This is a genomic window from Kocuria sp. KH4 (genome assembly GCF_053711175.1).
In genome coordinates this window covers 1-23,028 of the sequence record NZ_JBSJYX010000018.1, presented here as the reverse complement: position 1 = coordinate 23,028, position 23,028 = coordinate 1, and the positions used below count along the sequence as shown (strand labels likewise).

Genomic DNA, 23,028 nt, shown 5'->3' with positions numbered 1-23,028 from the left:
CATGACCCAGTACCCGTACGGCCCGCACCGCGGCCCCGGTGGCCCGTGGGCGGCCCGGCCCGTCCCGCCGAGGACCCCGGACCTCCGGCTGCTGCTGCGGCTCACGGCGGCGTCCTTCGCGATCGGGGTGCTGGGCAGCGTCATCGGCTACCTGACGTCCTCGGAGCAGGTGGCCGCCGCTTCGGGGGGCATGTTCCCGGGCACGGGTTTCGTGCTGGCGAGCGCCGTGGTGGGCGTGGCCGTCAACGCGGGACTGTACGCCCTCGTCTTCTTCCCGCTGCGCGAGCAGCGGCAGTGGGCCTGGATCCTCGGCATCGTCTTCGCGTCCATGGCCGTGCTCGGCACCGTGGCCAGCCTCCTGCTGTCCCTCGCCGTGCCGGTCGTCCCGTCCGGGACGCAGCCGCTGCAGCTGCTGACCGCCGCGCTCAAGCTCGCGGTGGACGTGGCGTGGCTCGTGGTGGCCGTGCGCCCGGGGGTGCGCGCCGCCCTGCGCTGAGCCGGGCGGGGACGGGTCCCGGCGCCGGGCTCCGGTCAGCCCTTCCCGCGGCGCCGCACCGGGGCCACGGTCGCCGGCTTGTCGGCGGCGTGGAAGTCGGTGATCAGCCGCGCGCACAGCCCCGGCTTCTCCACCAGCACCCCGTGGGAGGCGTGCGGGACCACGGCCAGCTCGCCGTGCGGCAGGGCGCGGTACATGGCCACCGCGTGCTCGAGCCGGACCTCGTCGTCGTCGCCGAGGAGCACCAGCACGGGACGGTCGAGGCCCGCCAGGTCCGCGTCCGTGAAGACCGGCTCCGCCGCGTGCATCCTCCGCAGCTTCTCCACCACCTGCTCGTAGTGCCCGCGCCCGTCGGGCGAGACCTCGGCGTAGGCGTCGACCATGGACCGCGGCGCCGGCGCCTCGTCCTCGAGGACTCCCGGCGCCCAGCCGCTGTGGTGGTGGACGCCGGCGGCGACGACCAGGTCGCGGACCAGGTCGGGACGCCGCAGCGCCACGGTCAGGGCCACGACGGCCCCGTCGCTGTAGCCCAGCAGGTGCACCGGGGCCCCCGCCTCCCCCTCCAGGAACGCGATCGTGTCCCCGGCCATCGCGGCGTAGGACAGCGGACCGCCCGGGTCCCGGGTGTGGCCGTGGGCGCGCTGCTCCGGGGTGAGCACCCGGTAGCGGCCGGCCAGTTCCGCGGCCAGCTGCTCCAGGGCCCGGGAGTCCGTGCCGCCGGGGTGCAGCAGCACGAACGGCGACCCGTCCCCGCGGGCGGCGGACCACAGCGGCACGGGCCGGTCGGTTCGCTCGGCGTCCATGGGCCCCAGTATCGCCGTCCCCGGGGGCGCCGCACCAGCACCGCGGGGCGCCGGGGAGGGGCCGTCGCCCCGGACCCAGCGGATCACCACCGGGTGCGGTTACACTTTGGTCCTTCCGTGCAGGGCAGCCCTGCACAGCAACGCCTTTCCCAGGAGGACGCACCACATCATGGCCACCGACTACGACGCTCCGCGCACTCGCCCCGAGGACGAGCCGGCCAACGAGTCCCTGGAAGCGATCCAGGTCCAGCGCAGCGCCGCCACCCAGACCGCGGTGATCGACGCCGAGGACTTCGACACCGCCGAGGGCATCGACCTGCCCGGGGCGGACCTCTCGCACGAAGAGCTCACCGTGGCCGTCATCCCCGAGCAGAGCGACGAGTTCACCTGCGGCGCCTGCTTCCTGGTCCGCCACCGCTCCCAGCTCGCCCGCACCAGCGCGGGCACCAGCTACTGCAGCGACTGCGAGGGCTGAGTTCCCCGCGCCCGCCGGCGCACGTGCGGGAACCCACCGGTCCGGGCAGCGGCACGCCCCCGGCGCGGCGCCCCGCGAGGACGTCTACAGCGCCGGGTCGACCACGGTGATGCCGGCGGGCGCCGCCCGGTCGAACACGGGCAGCAGCGCCGCGGCGGCCTCGAGACCGATGGTGCGCCCGATGAGCCGCTGGGGCCGCAGCACGCCTCGCTCGATCAGCGACAACATGGCCGGGTAGTCGGCCGCCGCCATCCCGTGGCTGCCGAGCAGGTCGAGCTCCCAGCCGATGACCCGCGCCATCGGGACCCGCGGGTGGCCCTCGACCGGCGGCAACAGGCCGATCTGGACGTGCCGTCCCCGCCGGCGCAGGCTCAGGACGGCGTCGGCGCAGGTCTGCTCGCTGCCCACGGCGTCGACGGCCACGTGGCTGCCGCCGCCGGTGAGGTCGGCGACGGCCTCGGGGACGTCGGTCCCGTCCGCGCGCAGCGTGTGCTCCGCGCCGAGCTCGCGGGCGCGGGCGAGCGCCTCGGGGCTGCGGTCCACCGCGATCACCCGGGCGCCCAGGGCGCGGGCGATCAGCACCGCGCTGAGCCCCACGCCGCCGGCGCCGAGCACGGTCACCCACTCCCCCTCGGCCACGCGCGCCCGCGCGGCCAGGGCCCGGTACGCCGTGGCGAACCGGCACCCCAGTCCGGCCGCGGTGGCGAGGTCGACGTGCTCGGGGACGGCCACGAGGTTCGTGTCGGCGGCGTGCAGGGCCACGAGCTCGGCGAAGGACCCCCAGTGGGTGAACCCCGGCTGCTCCTGCGCGGGACAGACCTGCGCGTTCCCGGCCCGGCACCACTCGCAGCGACCGCAGCCGCAGACGAACGGGACGGTGACCCGGTCCCCGGTCCGCCACCGGCGCACGCCCTCGCCCACCGCGGCGACCACCCCGGCCAGCTCGTGCCCGGGCACGTGCGGCCACGTGATGTCGTCGTGCCCGGCCCAGGCGTGCCAGTCGCTGCGGCACAGGCCCGTGGCCCGCACCCGGACGACCACCCCGTGCGGCGGGGCCGAGGGCTCGGGCACATCGCGGACCTCGGGCCGGGCCCGGACGGCGTCGATCACCACTGCGCGCATGCCCCCACTCTCCCACGGTCCTCCGGCTTCCCGTGCCGGGCGGCACCCGGCCGCGGCCGGGGCCGCGGCCTAGGAGGCCAGCCGCTCGGGGGCGGTGGGGCCCGGCCCCGTGGTGCCGGCCTCGACGCGGGGCCGGCTGATCTCGGCCCACACCTCGTCGAGGGACAGTCCGAGCACGTCGGCGATCGCCGCGATGGTCGGGAAGGCGGGGGTGGCGACGCGACCGGACTCGATCTTCCGCAGGGTCTCGGGGGAGACCCCCGCGTCGAGCGCGGTCTGCAGCATCGAGCGCTCCCCCCTGCCCCGGCGGAGCAGGGCGCCGAGGCGCTGCCCGCGTTCGACCTCGGCGGGAGTGAGCGGGAGCCTGACCATGGCCCCACTCTAGTGCCGGGATACCATGGCCGGGATAGTTATTGGACGACGGAGGAGCACGCCCGTGATCGAGATCCTGCACCCCGCCGAGGTGGCCCGGGCGAAGGGCACCGGCGCCCTGGTCGCCGACATCCTGCAGGGCCTCAGGAGCCGCATCGCGGTCGGGACGAACCTCCTGGACGTCGACCGGTGGGCGCGGGAGATGATCCTGGAGGCCGGGGCGTTGTCCTGCTACGTCGACTACGCGCCGTCGTTCGGGCGCGGGCCGTTCGGCCACTACATCTGCACCGCCGTCAACGACGCCGTGCTGCACGGGCGTCCCCACGACTACGAGCTGGCCGACGGGGACCTGCTGACGCTGGACCTCGCCGTGTCCCGGGACGGGCTCGCCGCGGACTCGGCCATCAGCTTCCTCGTGGGCGGGGCCCGGCCCTCGGGGAGCGTCGCGCTGATCGGGGCGACCGAGCGCGCCCTGTCCGCGGGGATCGCCGCCGCCGTCCCCGGAGCCCGCGTCGGCGACGTCTCCCACGCCATCGGCTCCGTCCTCGAGGCGGCGGGCTACCCGGTCAACACCGAGTTCGGGGGCCACGGCATCGGGTCGACGATGCACCAGGACCCGCACGTGGCGAACACCGGACGGCCCGGGCGCGGCTACAGGCTGCGCCCCGGCCTGCTGCTGGCCCTGGAGCCGTGGGCCATGGAGGACACCGCCCGGCTCGTCACGGACGCCGACGGGTGGACGCTGCGCAGCGCGACGGGCTGCCGGGCGGCGCACAGCGAGCACACGATCGCCGTCACCGAGGACGGGCCCGAGATCCTCACGCTGCCGCGGCGCTGAGCCGGGACCACCCGGGCCCCGGCCCGGCGCCGGACCCGGGGCGCGACGCCGTCAGCGCTCCACCGCGGCCACGAAGCCCCGGGACCTCTCGCGCAGTCCGGCGATGCGGTCGGCCACGTACGCGTCCATGTCGAAGCCCTTGTACGGGGAGGGCGGGCGCCTGCGGACGTTGGCCGAGCACTGGAAGCCCTCGCAGACCAGGGTGCCCACGGTCGAGCCCTCGCGGCCGGCCGCCCCGGCGCGGCGGGCCACGTACATCACCACGGGGTGGGGCAGGCGCACGTCCTGGCACCAGGCGCACATCGCCTGTCTGCCCGCCCCCGCGGGTCCGGCGGTCTGCACGACGATGCCCCTCGGCCCCTCCTCGGTGGGGACGACGGCGAACCCCCGGCGCGGGGACTGCGGGTCGCGCCACCCCAGGTAGTCCAGCCGGTCCCAGTCCAGCGCCCCGAGGTCCGGCGGCACGGGCAGGCGGGCGGCGTCCCTGCGGGAACAGTTGACGAGGCTGGAGCGGATTCCTGCTTCGGTCAGCGGGTGCATGCGGAGGGTCCTTCGGGTGGGGGGCGGCGCGGACGCGGGTCAGGGGGCCGTCGGCCGCCCGGTGGGCGGCCGACGGGCGCTCTCCCGGCTCAGCCGGTGTTGCGCAGCCCGGCGGCCACCCCGTTGATGGTGATGAGCAGGGCCCGCTGCAGGCCCTCGTCGACCTCCTGGCCCGCGGCGGCCTGCTCCCGGATCCGGCCCAGCAGCTCCACCTGGAGGTAGGAGATGGGGTCGAGGTACTGGTCCCGCACCTGCAGCGTCTGCTTCAGGGTGGGGTGGCCGTCCAGCAGCTCCTCCTGCCCGGTGAGCCGCGAGAGCTCGTCGAGGGTGAGCTCGTACTCGCGGCGGATCACCTCGAACAGGTGCTGGAGCCGATCGGGCACCAGCGCCCGGACGTAGTGGGCGGCGATCTCCAGGTCGGTCTTCGCCACGGTCATCTCCACGTTGGAGACCACGGAGCGGAAGAAGTGCCAGCGCTCGAGCATGGCGCCGAGGTCCGCCTCCATCCCCGCCTCGCGGGCGGCGCGCAGGCCCGAGCCCACGCCGAACCAGCCGGGGACGATCTGGCGGGACTGCGTCCAGCCGAACACCCACGGGATGGCCCGCAGCCCGGACAGGCCCGTGTCCGACGACGGGCGCTTGGCCGGGCGGGAACCGATGTTCAGGGCGCCGAGCTGCTCCACCGGGGTGGCGGCCAGGAAGTACTCCGGCAGGTCGGGGTCCTCGACCAGGCCCCGGTACGCGGCGAAGGCGGCGTCGCTGACCACGTCCATGACCTCGCCCCAGCGCTCCAGCTCCTCCTCCGTGGAGCGCGGGTCCTGGTGCAGGGCGGTGGCGCGCAGCACGGCGGCCAGGGACAGCTCCAGGTTCTCCCGGGCGAGGGTGGGCAGGGAGAACTTGTCGCTGATCACCTCGCCCTGCTCGGTGAACTTGATCTCCCCGGCCAGGACGCCGCTGGGCTGGGCCAGGATGGCGTCGTGGGTGGGGCCGCCGCCGCGGCCCACGGAGCCGCCGCGGCCGTGGAACAGCCGCAGCCGGACCCCGTGCCGGGCGGCGACGTCCCGCAGCCGGCGCTCGGTCCGGTGGATCTCCCAGCGGCTGGTCATCACCCCGGACTCCTTGTTGGAGTCGGAGTAGCCGAGCATCACCTCCTGGACGTTCCCGCGCGCCGCGACCACGCGCCGGTAGGCGGGGTCGGAGAGCAGCTCGTCGACGACCTCCGCGGAGCGGCGCAGCTCCTGGACGGTCTCCAGCAGGGGCGCGAAGCCGATCCCGGCGCGGTCCTGCTCCCCGGTGAGGTCCACCAGCCCGGCCTCGCGGGCCAGGATGACGGGGGCCAGGATGTCGTCGGCCGCGCGGGTCATGGACACGATGTAGGTCTCGACGACCTCCTCGCCGTAGGTCTGCTGCGCCCGGACGATCTCCCGGAACACCGCGAAGGTGCGGTCCGCGTCCCCGTCCAGGTGCACGGCGCCGGTGGACAGCCCCGGCGGGGCGAGGGGGCGGCGGCCGGCGAGCTCGCCGGCCAGCACCTGGGCGCGCTCGGCCCGCGGCATCTCCGCGTACGGCCGGTCCAGCTCCCCGAGGCGGTCGAGCAGCTGCCCCACGGCCTCGTGGTGGGCGTCGGCGTGCTCGCGCACGTCGAGGGTGGCCAGGCCCAGCCCGAACCCGGCGATCGTGCGGGTGGCGGCGGCGAGGGTGCCGCCGGCGGCGAGCGCCCCCGCGTGGTGGCGCAGCGACCGCGCCACCACGTCGAGGTCGGCGACGAGCTCGGCGGTGGTCCGGTAGTCCCGGCCCGGCTCGTGGGCGGACTCCTCGGCGAAGCGGCGGCGGGTGTTGATCAGCTTGGCCTTGATGCAGGTGAGCTTGAGCCGGTAGGGCTCCTGCGCATTGAGCTCCAGCACCCGCGGGTCGAGGCCGGGCAGGTGCGCCACGTCGCGCTCCACGGACGCCAGCAGCTCGGGGTCGACCTCGACGATCGCGGTCGAGGAGGAGATCCGGGAGACCAGGACGTCCAGGAAGCTCAGGGCGATGTCGACGGCGGCCTGGCCCTGCAGCTGCAGGACCTTCCGGGTCATCTCGGGGGTGACGTTGGGGTTGCCGTCCCGGTCCCCGCCGATCCAGGAGCCGAAGCGCAGCGGCGGGGCACCCGCCGGCAGGTGCACGCCGTGCTCCGCGAGCTGCTCCTCGAGGTCGGTGAGCAGCACGGGCATGGTCTCGGTGAGCACCTCGCGCAGGTAGTAGAGGGCGTTGCGGGCCTCGTCCAGCGGGGTGGGCCGGTTCTGGCGCAGCTCGTCGGTCTGCCAGAGCAGCTCGATCAGCTCCGCGAGCCGCCGGTCCTGGGCGCGCCGGGCGGCGGAGCCCTCCGGGGTCTCGTGGGCCAGGATGTCGGAGAGGCGCCGGATCTTCGTCAGCACGGAGCGGCGGGAGGCCTCGGTGGGGTGGGCCGTGAACACCGGGCGGACGTCGAGGGAGTCGACCGCCCGGCGCAGGGCCTCCGGGCCGGCCTCCGCGGCGACGTCGCCCACGGCCGCGGCGAGCCACCCCTCGTCCTCGGGGCGTCCGCCGAGCACGCGCACCCGGTGCACCTGCTCGGCCGCGTTGGCCAGGTGGAAGTACTGGGCGAAGGCCCGCACCAGGTCGGTCGCCCGGTCCAGGGGCAGGGAGCCGAGGAGCTCGCGGACCCGGCCCGCGGCGCCGTCGTCCCCGGAGGCCTTGGCGTCCTTGGTGAGCCGGCGGACCTGCTCCACGAGGTCCAGCAGCTCCTCGCCGCGCTGGCGGGCGAGGGTCTCGCCCAGCAGGGTGGTGATCCGCCGGACGTCGGCCCGCAGCGGCGCGTCGATCACCTCGGCGGGGCTGGGGGCGGTGTGCGGGGGCCGGTCGTGCTGCGTCGTCATGTCTCGGCTGCTCCTGGCTCGTCGGTCGGGGCGGGATCGCGCACGACCGACGACCGGTCGCGCCGTCGGTGCCTACGCGACCACCCTACCCCGGGGCCCCGGCGGGTGTATCCCGCGTCACGGCCGGGGTGCTCCCGTGCCCGCCCGGCCCGGCAGCGGTAGGTTCGGCGGTGAGCACCTCGCGCGGCAGGAGGCACCGCCATGACCCGAGACCCCTCCGGCTCCCCCGGTCCCGTGCCGGGCCCGGCCGGCCCGCCCCGGACGGCCGGGCTGCGCCTGCTGCTGCGGCTCACGCTGCTCTCGTACGCGGTCAACGTGGCGGACTCCGCCGTCCAGGCGCTGGCGGGTCTCAGCACCCCGCTGCCGGGCCTGGAGGACGCCATCCGCGTCCCCGGGCTGCCCGGGGGCGGGCCGGCGGCGGCGCTGGCGCTGTTCGGCGTGGTGCTGACGACGGTGCTCTACGCGCTGGTGTGGTTCCCGCTGCGGGAGCAGGTGCAGTGGGGGTGGGTCCTGGGCCTGGTCTTCTGCTCCCTGGCCGTGCTCGGCGACGTCTTCGACCTGGCGGTGTTCCTGCTCGGCGGTCACGTGCCCCCGGCGCTGAGCACCGCGGCCCTCGTGGCCGTCAACGTGCTCTGGCTGGTCGTGGCCGGCCGGCCCGGGGTGCGGGCGGCGCTGCGCTGAGCGGTGCGGGCGCGGCCCCCGCGTGCCCCGCCGGGCCGGGCCCCGCCCGGGTCAGCCGGCGGCCGTGAGCGGCGGCGTGGCCGACCAGGGGAAGACGATCCACTCGTCGGTGGCCCGCCACACGTAGTCCGGCTCGACGACCGAGCGGGGCTTGGCGTAGATGACGGCCGAGCGCGCCTCCGCGCCGAAGCCGCGCAGCAGCTCGAGCACCAGGGCGAGGGTGCGCCCGGAGTCGGCCACGTCGTCGACCACCAGCAGCTTGCGCCCCGCGATGGACTCGGTGTCCAGCATGGGGGCGAGCAGCACCGGGTCCGGCAGCGTCTGGTGCACGTCGGTGTAGAACTCCACGTTGATCGCGTCGGAGAGCTTCACCCCCATCGCGTAGGACAGGGCGCCCGCCGGGAGGAGACCGCCACGGGCCACCGCGATGATGATGTCGGGGAGGAAGCCGCTGTCCACGACGCTCCGGGCGAGGTCCTGGGTCGCCTCGCCGAAGCGCTCCCAGGTCAGGATCTCCTTGCCCTCGAGCTCCAGGGCGTCCGCGTGATAAGCCATGGGCTTCAGGCTACCCGAGCGGGACGGCGGCTGGAGCGCCCGCCGCATCGGTAGTAAGTTCACTGACCAGACCGTCGCGCGTCGCCGCCCCCGGCGACGCCCCCCACCGGAGAGGACGCCATGACCCCGCAGCGCACGGAGGGCCGCACGGCCCTGCTCGTGATCGACATGCAGAACTCCTACTTCGACTTCCCCGAGCTCGAGGAGCAGCGCGAGCCCGTGACGGCGCGGGTGAACGAGCTGATCGCGGCGGCCCGCGAGGGCGGCTGCCCGATCCTGCTGATCCGCACCCAGCACGAGCGGGACCGCTCCACCTGGACCGTCAACATGCGCGACGACGACCAGGGCTTCGCCTTCCCCGGCACGGAGCAGTCGCAGTACGTGGCCGGCCTCGACACCGAGGGCGGGGTGGGGCTGGTCAAGACCCGGGACAGCGCGTTCTTCGACACGGACCTCGCGGCCCGGCTGCGCAACCTGGACGCGACGCACCTGGTGCTGTGCGGGATCTCCACGCACAGCTGCGTGGCGCAGACCGCCATCGACGCGTTCGCGCACGACTTCCGGGTCGCCGTGGCCCGGGACGCGGTCGCCTCCGAGAACGCGGACCTGTCCCAGGCGCTCCTGGCCTTCCTGGCGGACGAGATGCGCCAGGACATCCTGCACCAGCACGACTCGGTGACCCGGCTGCGCGGCTGAGCGCCCGCCCCCCGGCGGGGGGGGGGGGGGCGGCGCCGCGCCGCCCGCCCCGGTCCCCGCCGCGCTCCACCACAGGCTTTTCTCAAGTGTGCCTTTGCATATTCGCGACATCAGCACCGTCGCTACGTGAGGAGACACCATGAGCACCTCGACCGGCCCCCGCGAACTGCTGCGGGACCCGCCCGCACGACCCCGCAGCCGGCGCACGGTCGCCGCCGCCGCGGCCTTCCTGCTCGGAGCCACCGGCGTCGGCGCGTCGGTCGCCGCCACCGAGGTCGTCCAGCGCAACCCGGGCGGCCTGATCGCCGTCGGGCCCGTGAACACCGAGCACGGGTTCCCCGCCTGGTACGAGGACAGCAACAAGGTCCGCACCGAGCTGTGCCTGGACGCCGACGACCCGCTGTGCGCGTTCCTGCCCGGGGACGTGCCGGATCCGCTGCGCCCCATCTCCTTCCCCGAGAACTTCCCCGGCGAGGCCTTCTACATGCTCGCCGGCTCCGAGGTCGCCGTGCCCGGCGGCGGGGACGCCGTCCTCACGCTCGCCCTCGAGGCGGCCTTCGCCAACGAGAACCCGGTCCCCGGGGACCAGGTCGTCTTCGCCCGCCAGCGCATCGACGTGGACGGGGCCGCCCCCAACACCACCCTGAGGTTCACGCACCCCTACGGCTCGGTCACGGTCGACACCGACGAGCGGGGCCGCGGCCGCCTGGTCGAGGACGTCTCGCCGGCCATCGGCAACTTCCGGACCCCGCTGAAGGGGGACGTGGGGCCGTTCCTGAGGTGGGACAGCGGGGCCCCGGAGGGCTACCTGGGCAATCCCGACGTGGAGCACACCGTGACGGGCAGCCCGCTCGGCACGAACTTCTTCGAGGTGCGGACCGCGCAGGGCGCCACCGCCCGCAGCGACCAGTTCTCCGTGATGGGCAAGCTCTCCACCAACACGGGCGTGCAGGCCGATCGCGCCGTCGTCGGCGGGGGCCACATCGACGTCTTCGCCACCAGCCGCGGGGACCAGCTCGAGGTGGTCGGGCAGGACGGGGTCTTCGCGACCACGCCCATGGAGAAGGACGAGGGCGACGCGGAGCGCGCCTACGCCCGGATCGCGTACACGGGCGCCGCACCGGCCCGCGTGACGGTCCGCAACCTCGGGGACAAGCCCGTCAGCAGCGCCGAGGTCGCCGTCACCGACGTCTCGGTCGCCACCGCCGCCACCTACGACGGCACCGCCCTGACGGTCGAGGCGACGTCCTCCTCCGGGGCGGTCCCGGAGGTCGCCGGCTTCGGGAAGCTGGCCGCCACCGGCACCGCGAACCTCTTCAAGGGCTCGTTCCCCACCGTGGCCCCGCCGGTCGAGGCCACGGTCTCCACCTCCGGGACGAGCCGGACCACCGTGCCCGTGGTCGTCACCGGCGGGGCGGCCTCCCCGGTCGGCGAGGCCCCGATCCCTCCGCAGCCGGATCCGGGCCCCGTCACGGACGGCACCACCCCGGACAACCCGGACGTCGTGCAGCCGGCGGCCACCGCGGCCGTCGCGGCCCTGCCGGGCTCGGTCGCCCGGGGCATGGCCACGGAGCTGGACGGCAGCGGCTCCACGAACGCCGCCGCCTACGAGTGGACGCAGCTGAGCGGGCCCAAGGTCGCCTTCAGCGACCGGACCGTGGCCAAGCCCAAGGTCGTGGTGCCGTTCTTCACCACGATCGCCGCCACGACGCCCGCGGGGGTCGACGAGGACCCGGTGCTCCAGCTGGTGGTCACCAATGCCGCCGGGGTGCGCAGCGCCCCCGCCACGATCACGCTGAAGAGCGACGACCAGGTGACCGTCGGTGCGGCCTCCCGGCACCGCGTGGGCAAGGAGCTGCGCCTCACCGGCACGGCCCTCGTTCCCGGGGCGCCGTCCCTGCTGAACCCGGCCACCTCGGTGAACGTCTACGACACGTCCTCGGGCACGCCCGTCAAGATCGGCTCCGCCCCGGTGGACTCGCTCGGCAACTGGGAGTACCGGGCCAAGCCCGGTCCCGGCCGGCGGGTCGCGAGCGTGCTCGTGCAGTCCACGCGCGGCGGAGAGGCGAGGGGGGTGGTCGGCACCGGGTGACCGTCTGAGACAGCTCTCCCTCCAGCCGGCCCGTGCTCCGACCCCTTTCGAGCACGGGCCGGCCCCTGTGCGCCGTCCGGGCCCGTCCACCGTGGACCGGGCCCGGACGGGCGCGGCGGCCGGTGCGGCCCGGGAGCCCGGTGGTGCGCGGCAGCGGCGGAGGGTCAGCGGCCGCAGCAGGAGCAGCCGGCGCCGCACCCCTCGGCACGGTCGCCGGCGCGGTCGTCGGCGAGGACGGCCGCGGGCGTGCAGCAGGCGTCCCCGCGCCGGGCCGCCAGGCCTTCGCGCACCGCCGCCGCCGCGATCACCAGAGCGGCCACGGGATCGGCCCAGGCCCAGCCCAGCGTGCTGTGGAGGAGCAGGCCCGCGAGCAGCACGGCCGAGAGGTAGGTGCACAGCAGGGTCTGCTGCGAGTCGGCCACCGCGGAGGCCGAGCCCAGCTCCCGGCCGGCGCGGCGCTCGGACCAGGACAGCAGCGGCATGACCAGCAGGCTCACCGCCGCCAGGCCGATCCCCACCGGGGAGTGCTCCGGCTCGGCGGCCCCGGCCAGGGCGCGCACCGCGTCGACGGCGACGAAGGCGGCGAGCCCGAAGAAGGAGAGGGCGATCACCCGCATGGCCGCCCGCTCCCGGCGGTGCGGGTCGGGGGCGGAGAACTGCCAGGCCACCGCTGCCGCGGACAGCACCTCGACGACGGAGTCGAGGCCGAAGCCGATCAGGGCGGAGGAGGACGCCGCGGCCCCGGCGGTGATCGCGACGACCGCCTCCACGACGTTGTAGCCGATGGTGCCGGCCACGATCCGGCGCACCCTCCGGTGCAGGATCGACCGGCGGGCCGCGCTCAGGGGCTCGGGGGCCGAGGTCACGGAGCTCATGCGCAGGCGCAGCCGTCCGCGGAGCAGCAGCCGGGGTCCACGGCGGCCACCAGCTCCAGCAGGTCCCCCAGGGCACCGCCCAGCCGGGGGTCGGCCAGCCGGTACCAGGTGCTGCGCCCCTCGCGGGCAGCGGTCACGAGCCCGCAGCCGCGCAGGCAGGAGAGCTGGTTGGAGACCACCTGCTTCGACACGCCCAGGTGCTCCGCCAGGTCCGTCGGCCGGGCCGGGGCCTGCCGCAGGCGCAGCAGGATCCGGGTGCGGACGTCCTCCGCGAGGGCGCGGCCCAGCCGGGTCAGGGCGGCGGCGTGGGTGGGGGTGACCGCGGTCATGTCCCCACAGTACACGCCGGCGTGTACTCACCTCGTGGGCGGACGCCCGCCCGGTCCGTACCGCACCGGCCCCGGGCGGGGCTCAGGCCGGCTCGCCGGCCTCCGCGCCGCCGTGCTCGCCCTCGGGCAGCTCCTCTCCCGGTTCCGCGCCCTCGGGCAGCTCGTCCTCCCCCGCGGCCGTCTCCTCCTCGACGACCCCGGCCAGCCGGAGGAGGTCCCCGCAGCCGAAGGGCGTGCTCGCCGGCGTCCACGGGACGGGCGCGTTGAGGAACGACGCGCGGTCCAGGGCGAGGACCCCCAGGATCACCTCGGCGACGATCCGGCCCCCCACGGGTCCCAGCGTCCGCCCGCCCAGCAGCTCCGCCTCCTTGAGCACGTAGAACCACAGCGGGGCCTTGCCGTTCCAGCCGCGCTCCGTCAGCCCCAGCCGGTCGTTCGACAGGGGCACCGCCCCCATGGCCCGGGCGACGTCCTGCCCGGCCGGCAGGCCGAGCCGCTTCCCGCGCAGCAGGTTCCGCCGCGCCAGGTTGAGGATGGCGCCGTCGACGTGCTTGACCACGGTCGGGGGGAGCTCGGCCAGCGGCAGGGCGAGCCTCGTGTCGATGAGCCGGGCCATGTTGCGGTCGTCCGGGGCGCTCCTGCCGGGGATCTCGAAGAAGTAGTTCCAGTCCACCCGGGCCGACGAGGGGATCGGCCGGGAACCGCGGAGGTCGTGCCCCGGGGACCCGAAGAACGGCAGCGTCACCGCGTCGTGCATCTCGTACTCGGCCCGGACCATGCTGTGCCCGAACCGGTAGGCACCGGCCGAGTACTCGACGGGCATCATCGGCCGGTGCGGGTTGCCCGGCCGGTAGAACCGGCGGTCCACGGTCAGGCCCCGGCGGGCGTCCGGCCGCAGCATGCTCTGCACCAGGGGCCGGCCCACCACGTGCGGCAGGAAGTCGTGCACGACCAGCCACTGGAAGTGCCAGCGGGTCAGCCGCCGTGCCTCCTCGAACGACGCCCCGCCGTCCACGAAGCCGTTGTGCAGCAGCAGGAAGGCGAGGTGGAGCTGGCAGACGATGAGGTTCTCGTCGTTGCGGTGGTCGCCGATGACCGCGGTGCCGTCCGCGCGGCGCGGCAGGTCCGGCAGGCCGTCGGGCGTGCGTCCCAGGCGCATCTTCCGCGGGTCCGCCGGGTCGTAGAGCTGCGGATCCCCCGCCGGGCCCCGCCCGTAGACGGAGCCGAGGTCGAAGAAGGGCGTGTCGAAGTTGGTGAGCCCCCTCGGGTCGGCCTCCTGCTGCGACAGCGGGGTCAGGTCGAGGGTCATGTCGTGGTCGATGAACTGGCCCAGGTAGGCGAAGCCCGCGGGCATGTCGGGGTTGTCGAAGCCGTCGTTGCTCAGGGACACGTCGCTCAGCGGCGGGGTCCGGTCGATCATCCGCTGCGCGAGTCCGTCCAGCAGGGCGTCGTCGGGTGCGAAGGCGGGCAGCTGCGGGAACATCACGCCGAAGCGCCCCTCCGCCTTCCGGCCCGCCGTCACCGCGATGTCGGAGCCCCGCAGGTGGGCGGCCCCGTGGCCGCCGCCGCCCGAGAGGACCCCGCCGGCGGAGGACCGGGGCGGTGCGGCACGGGGCGGTGCGGCGTGGGCCGGCGCCTCCACGGCGGGCAGGGCGACGAGGCCCGCGGCCAGTCCGGCGAGCACGCCCCGGCGCGAGAGGCGGGATCCGCTCGGCGGTGCGGCGGTGGTGGGCGCGGTGTCCAGCGGGTTCATGGTGGGTCCTTCCGGCACGGCCCGCCGCGACGGGCCCGGTGTTCGCGTCTGTGCCTGCCAGTGAAGGCGAAACCGGTTGGAAAAGCCTTGGACCCGGGCGCGCACCGGGGCCCGGCCCTCACGGCCCGCGGGGCAGCAGGACCGTGGCCTCGACGGCGGAGACGGGGAGGCTGCCGTAGTCCCGGGAGTCCACGGACGGGGACCGGTTGTCGCCCAGGACGAAGACGTGCTCCGCGGGCACGGTGACGGGGCCGAACCAGGTGCCGTCGATCCGGCTGCGGTCCACGTGCGGCTCGGGGACGGCCGCGCCGTCGACGACCAGGACGGAGTCCTCGATGGACACGGTCTGCCCTCCGGTCGCCACGACCCGCTTCACGGTGCTGTGACCGTCGCCCGGGTCCGGGAAGACCACCAGCGCCCCCGGCACGGCCCGCTCCTCCGGGGAGCCGCTCTTCAGCAGGAGCACGAGGCCGCCCTGCGGCAGCGCGGGCTCCATGCTGTCGGAGCCCACGACGAGGGGCTCGAGCACCCACAGCCGCAGGGACACGATCCCCGCGACGGCCAGCAGCCCCGCCGCGGTCCCCGCCCGCCCGGGCAGCAGCCGGCGGCCGGGCGCCGCGGCCGGGGCGCTCACCGGGACTTCTGCTGCCCGCCGGTCCCCTTGCCCTTGGTCCGGGTGGGCGAGGGGCTCGGGGAGGGCGACGGGGAGGCCGTGGCCGTCCGGGACGGGCTCGGCGACGGAGTGGGCGTCGGGCTCGCCGAGGGAGTGGGCGTGGGGCTCGGCGAGGCCGCCGGCAACGGGCCCGCCGTGGGCGCCGATCCGTCGTCCCACGTCGGCGGCGCCGCCGTCATCGGGTCGCTGGGGTCGGGATCGCCCGCCTTGAGCCCCACCCGGAACTGGACCATCATGTCGTGGTCCTCGTGGGAGAGGTTGTGGCAGTGGATCATGTACCGGCCCCGGTGCGGGCCGAACTTCATGAGCAGCCGCACCGTCTCCCCCTCCCCCACGTAGACGACGTCCTTCGGCCCGCGCTCGTAGTTGAACGAGGACCTGCCGTTGCGGCTGAGGATCTGGAAGTCGACGAGGTGGATGTGCAGCGGGTGGTACCACCCGCCGGAGTTGTTCTCGAACTCCCAGATCTCGACGGCGTCCACGTCCACCTCGGCCGCGACCTTCTGGTAGCCGCTGGCGACGACCTCCTGCCAGGTGACGTCGTTGACCGTCCACATCCCGTTGGTGCGGTCGAGCTCGAACCGCCGGGTCCGCGTGGACCGGGCGGCCGTCAGGGCCATCACCTCGTTGTGCGTGCTCAGCTGCGCCGGGATCCGGTTCCAGGTGGGGTCGGAGGTGTCCACGGGCTCGTCGACGACGTCGAAGGCCATGATCTGGTGGGTGTGGTCGTAGTCCACGTTGTTGTCGTTGGAGAGGTTGCGCAGCTCGATCCGCTGCCCGGTCCGGTACTTCCGGAAGTCGATGAGCAGCTCGTAGCGCTCCGCCCCGGCGTGGCGGTAGTTGTTCACGAACTGGGTGCTCGGCATCAGGCCGCCGTCCGTGGCGACGACCGCGATCGGGTCGCCGGTGCTCAGCGTGGGGCGCAGCGAGCGGGAGATGCAGGCGTTGAGCACCCGGAACCGGTAGACGCGCTTCTGCACCTTCATGACGGGCCAGGGCCGCCCGTTGACCAGGATGACGTCCCCCCACAGCCCGGAGTGGCTGTTGTCGTCGTAGCCGAGGGAGCCGTCCTCCGCGAACATCGCGTCGGAGATGGTGACGGCCACGTCGTAGCGGCCCTGCGGGAGCAGGCGCCGCTCGAGCGGGTCGTGCATGTGGTACTGCGCGGCCAGGCCGGAGTAGGCGTTGAGTGCCGTGTAGTGGACGCCGTGGTCGTGGTACCACAGCGTCCGCGCCGGCTGGAAGTTCGGGTAGTGGTAGTCCTTGTAGAAGCCGGGGTTCGTCACGTCGTTGGCGTAGCCGTCGTACTGCGGCAGGGACGCGGACCCGTGCAGGTGGGTCGAGGTGGCCAGCACGTGCCCGTCCAGGGCGTGCGTGGCGGGCAGCTGGTTGCGCACGCGCAGCACCGCCTTCGTCCCCTGGTCGAGGCTGATGGTGGGTCCGGGGAAGATCCCGTTGTAGCCCAGGATCGGCGTGGTGAGCCCGGCCCGGGGCAGGATCTGGGCCGCGGCGGCCCGCTCGGTGACCACGTAGTGGTGCACCGGCGCCCCGTCGGCGGGGTCGACCGTCCGGGCGTGCGGCTGCAGCACCGGGGCCTGCACGAACGCCGTCCGGAAGGGCCGGGGCAGCTCGGACTCGTCGAGCGCGCTGGCGGACTTGGCGTCCACGGACCGGGTGGGCACCATGAACGAGCCGGCGCCCAGGGCCCCCAGGCCGCCGAGCAGCAGGACGTTTCTTCGCGAGACGGTCATCGGAGGTCTCCTTCGTGCAGGGCCGGTGGCGTGGGACCGGGCGCACGGGGCGCCCGGTGGAGGTGCGGCCCGGCGGCGGGCCGCACCGAGGAGGTCGGCGGGAGCGTCACCGGGGGCCCGCCCCGCGGTGGTGGTCGGTGCCCAGGGACAGGCGGGCGTCGCCGGCCCCGTCGAGGACCAGCTCGAGCGCGCGGTCGGGGACCTCGAAGACGAGCTCGGTCAGCAGGACGTCCCCCTGCCCGAGCGCCTCCTCCGCGGTGGAGGCCCGCAGGACGGGGGACGTGCCGCCGCCCAGGCGCTCCACCGTCCAGTCGTCCGCCGCGAAGTCGATGCCGTCCGCCTCCAGGGCGGTGAGCTCGAGCAGCACCCGCACCCGGTGGGTGCCGTCCTCGGCGGCTCCGTCCTGCGGGCCGGGTGCGGTCTCCCCCTCCGGCAGGACGCCGTTGATGCGGGCGAGACCGCCGGGCACCGGGGCCACCGCCCCCAGCGGGGTGCTCGGCGCCTCGTCCCCGGTGAGCACGGCGCCGCCCAGGACGCCGCCGAGGCCCAGCACGAGGACCGCCGGCAGCAGCCGGCGCCGGTGGGCCCACCCGCTGCGGCGGTCCGCGGCGGGTGCGCCGGCAGCGGGAGCTGCGGCGGTGGGCGGGGCTGTAGTGGTCATGCCAGCACGATGGGAAGCCGACCTTGGAGAAACGTTGCCGTCGGCCGCCGGCATGACGTCGTCCGCCCGGCGGCGCGCGGGGACCCGCCGGACGGTCCCGCGCGCAGCGGACCCCCGAATTTGGGGGGTCCGCTCCTCCCCCAGACGGGGCTGACCCTTTCCCTTTCGCACAGACACACTGGAATTCACTTTCGGGAAGGGGGACCCGTGGGAACGACAGGTCGTGGGGGACGAACTGATGGACGAGGCGTGCGGCTGTCCGTGCGCGTGCTGGGACCGCTCGAGGTGCGCCGGGGGGACCGCACCTTGACGCCGAGGGAGCTGGGCGGGCCCAAGCAGCGGCAGATCCTGGAGATCCTGCTGCTGCAGCTGGGCACGCCGGTGTCCAAGGACCGTCTCGTGGAGCTGCTCTGGGCGGACCGGCCGCCGGCCGCGGCCCTGCAGAACCTCGAGAGCTACATCAGCGTGCTGCGCCGCGGCCTGCAGCCCGGCGCCGGCCGCAGCGGGCCGCTGCGCACCGCCAACGGCGGATACGTGATGGACGAGTCGGCGGTGGACCTGGACGTGCACCGCTTCGAGCTGCTGATCGAGCAGGCCCGCCGCGGTCCCGCCGACCGGGCGTACCCGCTGTGGTGCGACGCGCTCGCCCTGGCCTCGGCCCCGCTGCTGGAGAGCGAGCTGCGCTGCGAGTGGGCGGAGCGGCAGCGGGAGCTGCACGCCGCCCGGGTGCTCGAGGCCCGGGTCTCGGCGGCCGAGGCCGCACTGGAGCTGGGGCTGCACCGGGAGGCGGTGCGGCACGGGCGCGAGGCGCTCGACCAGGACGCACTGCACGAGCGCGCGTGGACGGCGCTGGTCCTGGGCCTGGAGCGCTCCGGCCGGCCGGTGGAGGGCCTGCAGGCCTACGACCGGTGCCGGCAGGTCCTGGGCCACGAGCTCGGGTGCACCCCGTCGGCGGCGCTGCAGGCCGCCTACGCGCGCATGCTGCGCAGCACGGCCGCGTCGGGCGGCGAGCTGGGGCAGGTCCTGTCCGCCCTGCTGGTGCTGCACGGCCAGTTCGGTGATCCGGAGTGGATGCCGGGGCCCCAGCTGCCGCGCGAGGAGGCCGCCACCGTGCTCCGGGCCTTCCTGGGCCGCTCCCTGAGCGTCGCCGCGTAGCGGGCCGGCCATGCGACCGCACGGGTGGCGGCACCGGGGGACGAACCCCCATGTCAACCGCCGAAGTGGGTACAGCGTCCCGCTTGCTCCCCGAGATTCGCGATCGGCATACTACCGCTACGTAATACGGGGGATGCCGGGGGGCTGGTCCGCGATGACCGACGAGTTCGACAGGGTGGGCGATCCGCGCACCTCGATCCTGGTGGTCGACGACCACACGACCTTCGCGGAGCTGCTGACCGGCGCGCTGAGCCAGGAGCCGGACCTGCGCAGCGTCGGGGTGGCCGGCGACGTGGACTCCAGCGTCCGCCTGTGCCGGTCGCTGCGCCCCGACGTCGTGGTCATGGACTACCACCTCGCCGGGGGCAACGGCGTGACGGCCTCGGCGCGCATCCTCGCGGAGCTGCCGCGGACCCGCGTCGTCATGCTGACCGGCGACCCCACGCAGCACGTCCTGGAGGCCGCGGCGGACATCGGCGTGTGCGCCTTCCTGCCCAAGGACGGCTCGCTCGCCGTGCTGCTCGAGACCATCCGCAGCGCCCGCTGCGGCACCATGGTCGTCCACCCGTCCCTGCTGGCCGCCGCGGCGCCGGTCCGCCGCCCGGCGCCGGACGTGCCCGCGCTGACCCAGCGGGAGATGCAGGTGCTGCGCCTCATGGCCCAGGGGCACAGCGTGGGCCAGAACGCCCGGCTGCTGAGCATCACGCCGAACACCTGCCGCGGCTACGTGAAGACCATCCTCGCCAAGCTGGACGCCCACTCCCAGCTGGAGGCGGTCGCGGCAGCGGCACGGCTCGGCCTGCTGGCGGAGCACCGGTGAGGCGCGTGCTCCCGCGCACGGACCGCGCCGCGCCGCCGGCGGACCTGCTGCTGGACTGGCCGGTCACCGCCCCGCCCGCCGTGAGCGACCGGTCGGAGGTGCGCGCGGCGGTCCGGCGGTTCCTGCTGGCCGGTCTGCTCGTGATCCTCGTCGCCGCGCTCCCCGCCTCGTGGTGGATCCGCGCCGTCGCGGAGCAGCACGCCGTGGACCACGTCCTGCGGGTCACCCAGCGGTTGGCGAACTACGCCGTCGCCCCGCTGATCACCGACGACCTCCTGTCCGGCGGGGCGGCCGCCACGGCCCAGCTGGACGTGCGGCTGCAGCCCTGGCTGGACGACGGGACCATCCACCGCATCAAGATCTGGGACGAGGACGGCACGATCGTCTACTCCGACGAGCACGAGCTCATCGGGCAGAACTTCGGCCCGGCGTCCTGGGACAGCGCCCTGGTCGCCCGCGGCGAGGGGGTCGCCACGATCGAGCACCAGCAGGACACGGAGAACGCCCACGAGTCCGGCGCCGGCCGGCTGGTCGAGGTCTACGTCGGGTTCGTCCCCGCCAACGGTGAGCAGCTGGTCTTCGAGGCCTACTACGACGACGCGATCGTGCAGGAGGAGCAGCGTTCGGTGCTCATGGGCATGGCCCCGGCGATCCTGCTGATCATGGTGCTGTTCCAGCTGGCGCAGCTCGCCCCCGCGGTGGGGCTGGCCCGGCGGATCCAGGCGCAGCGGCGGGTCCGGGCCCAGCTGCTCCAGCACGCCGTGGACGCCGCCGAGCTCGAGCGCGTCCGCGTCGCCCGGGACCTGCACGACGACGTGATCCAGGACCTCGCCGGGCTCTCCTACGCCCTCGAGGCGCAGGAGATGAACGCCGCCCCGGAGCAGCGCGGCATGCTGGGGCGGACCCGGTCGATCCTGCAGGGCAGCCTGCGCACCCTGCGCGGGATCACCACGGCCCTCTACTCGCCGGACCTGCTGACCCTCGGCCTGCCGAAGGCCATGGCCCGCCTGGCGGACCCGCTCGCCCAGCGGGGGATCGACACGAGCGTGCGGATCAGCCCCGCCGTGTTCCTCACCCCGGAGCAGGAGGCGATGTTCCTGAAGGTGGCGCGGGAGGCCTTCGCCAACATCTCGAAGCACGCCCACGCCTCCACGGTCACGCTGGACCTGGGCGTGGAGCACGGGGCCACGGTGATGACCATCAGCGACGACGGCACCGGGTTCGACGACTCCCGCTCGTCGCCGGAGGGCCACCTCGGGCTGCGCATCATGCGGGACATCGCCGACGCCGCGGGCGCCGAGCTCTCGATCCGCTCCCGGCCGGGGGTCGGGACCACCGTGCTGACGACCCTGCCCCACGACGCGGTCACCGTGCGGTTCTGACCGTCCCCGCACCGCGCCGGAGCGGGGCCGCCCGGGCCCCGGCGGGCCGGCCCGCCGGGGGTCAGCCGGCGGAGGTCAGCCGGCGACGCCGGCCGGCAGGTCGGCGGCCATGTCCTCGACGTAGCGGCGCACCTCGGTGCCGAACAGCTCGATGCTGCGCAGCATCCGGGCGTGGTCCAGGGTGCCCACGGCGTACTTGAGGTCGAAGCGGGCGGCGCCGAGCGCCGCCGCGGAGCGCACGATCTTGCGGGCCACGGTCTCGGGGGAGCCCACGAAGTAGGCGCCCTCCGGGCCGCACATCGCGTCGAACTCCGTCCGGGTCAGCGGGCCCCAGCCGCGCTCCCGGCCGATCCGGTCGTGGGTGTAGGCCTGGTGCGGGAAGAACTCCTCGCGGGCCTGCTCGTCGGTCTCCGCGACGTAGCCCGGGGAGTGGAAGGCCACCGGTTGCGGCTCCTTGCCGAAGTGCTCGAGGGCCTGGCGGTAGTAGTCCGCGAAGGGCGCGAAGGCGGCGGGGCTCCCGCCGATGATCGCGAAGATCACGGGCAGCCCGTAGTGGGCGGCGCGCACCACCGACTGCGGCGAGCCGCCCACGGCGATCCACGCGCGCAGCGACCCGGACTCGGTCCTGGGGTGGACCTCCAGCCCGCGGATCGGGGCGCGCAGCCGGCCCTCCCAGTCGATGACGCCCTCGGTGCGCAGCCGGTCGAACAGCTGCAGCTTCTCCTCGAACAGGGCCTCGTACTGGTCGAGCGGATAGCCGAAGAGGGGGAAGGACTCGGTGAAGGACCCGCGCCCGAGGATGACCTCGGCGCGCCCGGAGGACAGGGCGTCCACGGTGGCGAAGCGCTGGTAGACGCGCACCGGGTCGTCGGAGCTGAGCACCGTCACGGCCGAGCCCAGGCGGATCCGCTCGGTCACCGTGGCGATGCCCGCCAGGACCGTCTCGGGCGAGGAGACCGCGAAGTCCTCCCGGTGGTGCTCGCCGATGCCGAAGAAGTCCAGTCCCAGCCGGTCGGCCAGCGCGGCCTCGGCGACGACGTTGCGGATGACCTGGGCGCCGCTGAGCATCCGCCCGTCCGGGCCGGGATAGAGGTCGCCGAAGGTGTTGAGGCCGAGCTGGAGGGTCATGGCGGTGCTCCTGGTCGTGATTTGTGGATGCATCCATGAAAGTCGCGGCCGGGGCGTTCTATTCCGGCCGGCCCGCCGCCGCGGTCAGCGGGTGAGCCACTCCCAGGCGGTGTGCTTCTCGGGGCCCGGGACGCCGCTGACGATCCAGGCGACGTCGTCCGTGGAGAGCGGGAAGGGCGGGGCGTCGTCCTGCTCGGCGGCGGGCTCCAGCTCGTCCACGTGCTCGAGGCTCCACAGCTCGGCGAACAGCCGCGTCGGCCCGCGCCGGTCCACCAGCCGTTCCCGCGCCTCCTCGACGAGCTCGTCCAGGTGGTCCTGCAGGAATCCGGCGAGCTCCGCCGCGAAGCCGTCCGTGCCCGCCTCCGCCGGGTCGATCTCCCACGTCCGGCGCACCACCGCCAGCACCTCGTCCTCGCCCAGGGCGGCGCCGTCGCGACGGGGGTCGGGGACCTCCGCCGGCACCGGCCCGCCGGCGGCCACGGCCAGGAACCGCTCCTGGAGGGCCAGCAGCGCGGCCACCGTCAGGAGGTCGTCCACCCGGCGCCCGGAGCGGCCCGCGTCGGCGTCGCCGGCCACCGGTCCGCCCTCGTCCCCGGCCGGAGCCGCGATGAGGTCCTCCCAGGCGTGGCGCACCCAGGCCCAGACGCGCTCGGCGCCGGCGGAGCGGATCGAGGACGGCCGCCAGCCGGTGGTGGCGGCGCGCCACCGCGGGTCCAGGGCGGGCTCGCCGGGGGCGGCCGCGGAGGGACCGGACGGCTCGGCGGGCTCGGGGGCGGGGTGGCTGAACACGTGCTGCTCCTGGGTCGGGCGGGCGCGGCGGTCGCGGCCTCCGGCCCAGCCAAGGCCGCGGACGGGTGCGCGGCGCGCACACCCCCTCGCGCGGGGCCGGCCCCCGCCCCCCCGGCCCGGGCCCCCCCCCCCCCCCTGGCGCACC

23 protein-coding genes are annotated in these 23,028 nt (G+C 75.1%); 9 read left to right on the top strand and 14 right to left on the bottom strand.

Annotated elements, in window-relative coordinates:
* The first annotated feature begins 1 nt into the window (after position 1).
* A complete protein-coding gene (locus tag ACWCOM_RS13020) occupies positions 2-496 on the top strand; it encodes a hypothetical protein (protein ID WP_454549167.1) in 495 nt (164 codons plus the stop codon).
* A 35-nt stretch (positions 497-531) separates the two neighbouring features.
* On the opposite strand, the gene ACWCOM_RS13015 is transcribed toward ACWCOM_RS13020, so the two are convergent.
* Entirely contained in the window at positions 532-1,299 is a 768-nt protein-coding gene (locus ACWCOM_RS13015) for an alpha/beta fold hydrolase (RefSeq protein WP_454549166.1), read from the bottom strand.
* Positions 1,300-1,468: 169 nt separating this feature from the next.
* Between ACWCOM_RS13015 and ACWCOM_RS13010 the strand changes: the two genes are divergently transcribed.
* Positions 1,469-1,774: a DUF4193 domain-containing protein gene (locus ACWCOM_RS13010; RefSeq protein WP_062735429.1), complete on the top strand. Its 306-nt coding sequence runs from the start codon at positions 1,469-1,471 to the stop codon at positions 1,772-1,774.
* Between the two features lie 84 nt (positions 1,775-1,858).
* Here the strand turns inward: ACWCOM_RS13010 and ACWCOM_RS13005 are convergent, their stop codons facing one another.
* The gene (locus ACWCOM_RS13005) at positions 1,859-2,896 is read right to left on the bottom strand and encodes a zinc-dependent alcohol dehydrogenase family protein (protein ID WP_454549165.1); all 1,038 of its coding nucleotides are present in this window, start codon (positions 2,894-2,896) and stop codon (positions 1,859-1,861) included.
* Between the two features lie 69 nt (positions 2,897-2,965).
* Complete coding sequence (locus ACWCOM_RS13000) at positions 2,966-3,268, bottom strand: helix-turn-helix transcriptional regulator (RefSeq protein ID WP_454549164.1); 303 nt, start codon at positions 3,266-3,268, stop codon at positions 2,966-2,968.
* Between the two features lie 64 nt (positions 3,269-3,332).
* Between ACWCOM_RS13000 and map the strand changes: the two genes are divergently transcribed.
* On the top strand, positions 3,333-4,106 hold the full coding sequence (gene map / locus ACWCOM_RS12995; protein WP_454549163.1) for a type I methionyl aminopeptidase: 774 nt from the start codon (positions 3,333-3,335) through the stop codon (positions 4,104-4,106).
* A 51-nt stretch (positions 4,107-4,157) separates the two neighbouring features.
* Here the strand turns inward: map and ACWCOM_RS12990 are convergent, their stop codons facing one another.
* Complete coding sequence (locus ACWCOM_RS12990) at positions 4,158-4,646, bottom strand: FBP domain-containing protein (RefSeq protein WP_454549162.1); 489 nt, start codon at positions 4,644-4,646, stop codon at positions 4,158-4,160.
* Positions 4,647-4,735: 89 nt separating this feature from the next.
* Positions 4,736-7,543, bottom strand: coding sequence for a phosphoenolpyruvate carboxylase (ppc, locus tag ACWCOM_RS12985; protein ID WP_454549161.1), 2,808 nt, complete (start codon positions 7,541-7,543; stop codon positions 4,736-4,738).
* Positions 7,544-7,744: 201 nt separating this feature from the next.
* On the opposite strand from ppc, the gene ACWCOM_RS12980 reads away from it, so the two are divergent.
* Complete coding sequence (locus tag ACWCOM_RS12980; protein ID WP_454549160.1) at positions 7,745-8,224, top strand: hypothetical protein; 480 nt, start codon at positions 7,745-7,747, stop codon at positions 8,222-8,224.
* Between the two features lie 51 nt (positions 8,225-8,275).
* Here ACWCOM_RS12980 and ACWCOM_RS12975 read toward each other — a convergent pair whose 3' ends face one another.
* A complete protein-coding gene (locus ACWCOM_RS12975) occupies positions 8,276-8,779 on the bottom strand; it encodes a phosphoribosyltransferase (RefSeq protein ID WP_454549159.1) in 504 nt (167 codons plus the stop codon).
* Positions 8,780-8,899: 120 nt separating this feature from the next.
* Here ACWCOM_RS12975 and ACWCOM_RS12970 point away from each other — a divergent pair, with 120 nt between their 5' ends.
* Together ACWCOM_RS12970 and ACWCOM_RS12965 are read left to right on the top strand one after the other, a co-directional pair.
* On the top strand, positions 8,900-9,475 hold the full coding sequence (locus tag ACWCOM_RS12970; RefSeq protein ID WP_454549158.1) for a cysteine hydrolase family protein: 576 nt from the start codon (positions 8,900-8,902) through the stop codon (positions 9,473-9,475).
* Positions 9,476-9,614: 139 nt separating this feature from the next.
* Positions 9,615-11,567: a hypothetical protein gene (locus tag ACWCOM_RS12965; protein WP_454549157.1), complete on the top strand. Its 1,953-nt coding sequence runs from the start codon at positions 9,615-9,617 to the stop codon at positions 11,565-11,567.
* A gap of 164 nt (positions 11,568-11,731) precedes the next feature.
* On the opposite strand, the gene ACWCOM_RS12960 is transcribed toward ACWCOM_RS12965, so the two are convergent.
* The 6 genes from ACWCOM_RS12960 to ACWCOM_RS12935 form a co-directional block, all read right to left on the bottom strand.
* Complete coding sequence (locus ACWCOM_RS12960; protein ID WP_454549156.1) at positions 11,732-12,442, bottom strand: cation transporter; 711 nt, start codon at positions 12,440-12,442, stop codon at positions 11,732-11,734.
* Positions 12,439-12,771, bottom strand: a complete 333-nt coding sequence (locus ACWCOM_RS12955; protein ID WP_454549155.1) for an ArsR/SmtB family transcription factor — start codon at positions 12,769-12,771, stop codon at positions 12,439-12,441. Before ACWCOM_RS12955 ends, ACWCOM_RS12960 begins: the two co-directional genes overlap by 4 nt.
* 82 nt (positions 12,772-12,853) lie before the next feature.
* Positions 12,854-14,524, bottom strand: coding sequence for a peroxidase family protein (locus ACWCOM_RS12950; protein ID WP_454549154.1), 1,671 nt, complete (start codon positions 14,522-14,524; stop codon positions 12,854-12,856).
* 118 nt (positions 14,525-14,642) lie between these two features.
* Positions 14,643-15,158 (bottom strand): signal peptidase I, encoded by a 516-nt coding sequence (gene lepB / locus ACWCOM_RS12945; RefSeq protein WP_454549153.1) that lies wholly within the window; start codon positions 15,156-15,158, stop codon positions 14,643-14,645.
* Positions 15,155-16,948: a multicopper oxidase family protein gene (locus tag ACWCOM_RS12940; protein ID WP_454549152.1), complete on the bottom strand. Its 1,794-nt coding sequence runs from the start codon at positions 16,946-16,948 to the stop codon at positions 15,155-15,157. Before ACWCOM_RS12940 ends, lepB begins: the two co-directional genes overlap by 4 nt.
* A gap of 106 nt (positions 16,949-17,054) precedes the next feature.
* Positions 17,055-17,609, bottom strand: a complete 555-nt coding sequence (locus ACWCOM_RS12935; protein ID WP_454549151.1) for a hypothetical protein — start codon at positions 17,607-17,609, stop codon at positions 17,055-17,057.
* A gap of 249 nt (positions 17,610-17,858) precedes the next feature.
* Between ACWCOM_RS12935 and ACWCOM_RS12930 the strand changes: the two genes are divergently transcribed.
* The 3 genes from ACWCOM_RS12930 (at position 17,859) to ACWCOM_RS12920 (ending at position 20,966) form a co-directional block, all read left to right on the top strand.
* Positions 17,859-18,764 (top strand): AfsR/SARP family transcriptional regulator, encoded by a 906-nt coding sequence (locus ACWCOM_RS12930; protein WP_454549150.1) that lies wholly within the window; start codon positions 17,859-17,861, stop codon positions 18,762-18,764.
* A gap of 154 nt (positions 18,765-18,918) precedes the next feature.
* The gene (locus tag ACWCOM_RS12925; protein ID WP_454549149.1) at positions 18,919-19,584 is read left to right on the top strand and encodes a response regulator transcription factor; all 666 of its coding nucleotides are present in this window, start codon (positions 18,919-18,921) and stop codon (positions 19,582-19,584) included.
* Positions 19,581-20,966, top strand: a complete 1,386-nt coding sequence (locus tag ACWCOM_RS12920) for a sensor histidine kinase (RefSeq protein ID WP_454549148.1) — start codon at positions 19,581-19,583, stop codon at positions 20,964-20,966. The genes ACWCOM_RS12925 and ACWCOM_RS12920 overlap by 4 nt, the downstream gene beginning before the upstream one ends.
* Before the next feature lie 75 nt (positions 20,967-21,041).
* Here the strand turns inward: ACWCOM_RS12920 and ACWCOM_RS12915 are convergent, their stop codons facing one another.
* The gene (locus ACWCOM_RS12915) at positions 21,042-22,094 is read right to left on the bottom strand and encodes an LLM class flavin-dependent oxidoreductase (protein WP_454549147.1); all 1,053 of its coding nucleotides are present in this window, start codon (positions 22,092-22,094) and stop codon (positions 21,042-21,044) included.
* 84 nt (positions 22,095-22,178) lie between these two features.
* Positions 22,179-22,883 (bottom strand): hypothetical protein, encoded by a 705-nt coding sequence (locus ACWCOM_RS12910; RefSeq protein ID WP_454549146.1) that lies wholly within the window; start codon positions 22,881-22,883, stop codon positions 22,179-22,181.
* Positions 22,884-23,028: the final 145 nt, after the last annotated feature.

Excerpts from the sequence above, each read along its gene's own strand:
- ACWCOM_RS13020 (WP_454549167.1), top strand. The coding sequence starts at position 2 with ATGACCCAGTACCCGTACGGCCCGCACCGCGGCCCCGGTGGCCCGTGG.
- ACWCOM_RS13015 (WP_454549166.1), bottom strand. The coding sequence starts at position 1,299 with ATGGACGCCGAGCGAACCGACCGGCCCGTGCCGCTGTGGTCCGCCGCC.
- ACWCOM_RS13010 (WP_062735429.1), top strand. The coding sequence starts at position 1,469 with ATGGCCACCGACTACGACGCTCCGCGCACTCGCCCCGAGGACGAGCCG.
- ACWCOM_RS13005 (WP_454549165.1), bottom strand. The coding sequence starts at position 2,896 with ATGCGCGCAGTGGTGATCGACGCCGTCCGGGCCCGGCCCGAGGTCCGC.
- ACWCOM_RS13000 (WP_454549164.1), bottom strand. The coding sequence starts at position 3,268 with ATGGTCAGGCTCCCGCTCACTCCCGCCGAGGTCGAACGCGGGCAGCGC.
- ACWCOM_RS12990 (WP_454549162.1), bottom strand. The coding sequence starts at position 4,646 with ATGCACCCGCTGACCGAAGCAGGAATCCGCTCCAGCCTCGTCAACTGT.
- ppc (WP_454549161.1), bottom strand. The coding sequence starts at position 7,543 with ATGACGACGCAGCACGACCGGCCCCCGCACACCGCCCCCAGCCCCGCC.
- ACWCOM_RS12980 (WP_454549160.1), top strand. The coding sequence starts at position 7,745 with ATGACCCGAGACCCCTCCGGCTCCCCCGGTCCCGTGCCGGGCCCGGCC.
- ACWCOM_RS12975 (WP_454549159.1), bottom strand. The coding sequence starts at position 8,779 with ATGGCTTATCACGCGGACGCCCTGGAGCTCGAGGGCAAGGAGATCCTG.
- ACWCOM_RS12970 (WP_454549158.1), top strand. The coding sequence starts at position 8,900 with ATGACCCCGCAGCGCACGGAGGGCCGCACGGCCCTGCTCGTGATCGAC.
- ACWCOM_RS12965 (WP_454549157.1), top strand. The coding sequence starts at position 9,615 with ATGAGCACCTCGACCGGCCCCCGCGAACTGCTGCGGGACCCGCCCGCA.
- ACWCOM_RS12960 (WP_454549156.1), bottom strand. The coding sequence starts at position 12,442 with ATGAGCTCCGTGACCTCGGCCCCCGAGCCCCTGAGCGCGGCCCGCCGG.
- ACWCOM_RS12955 (WP_454549155.1), bottom strand. The coding sequence starts at position 12,771 with ATGACCGCGGTCACCCCCACCCACGCCGCCGCCCTGACCCGGCTGGGC.
- ACWCOM_RS12950 (WP_454549154.1), bottom strand. The coding sequence starts at position 14,524 with ATGAACCCGCTGGACACCGCGCCCACCACCGCCGCACCGCCGAGCGGA.
- ACWCOM_RS12940 (WP_454549152.1), bottom strand. The coding sequence starts at position 16,948 with ATGACCGTCTCGCGAAGAAACGTCCTGCTGCTCGGCGGCCTGGGGGCC.
- ACWCOM_RS12935 (WP_454549151.1), bottom strand. The coding sequence starts at position 17,609 with ATGACCACTACAGCCCCGCCCACCGCCGCAGCTCCCGCTGCCGGCGCA.
- ACWCOM_RS12925 (WP_454549149.1), top strand. The coding sequence starts at position 18,919 with ATGACCGACGAGTTCGACAGGGTGGGCGATCCGCGCACCTCGATCCTG.
- ACWCOM_RS12915 (WP_454549147.1), bottom strand. The coding sequence starts at position 22,094 with ATGACCCTCCAGCTCGGCCTCAACACCTTCGGCGACCTCTATCCCGGC.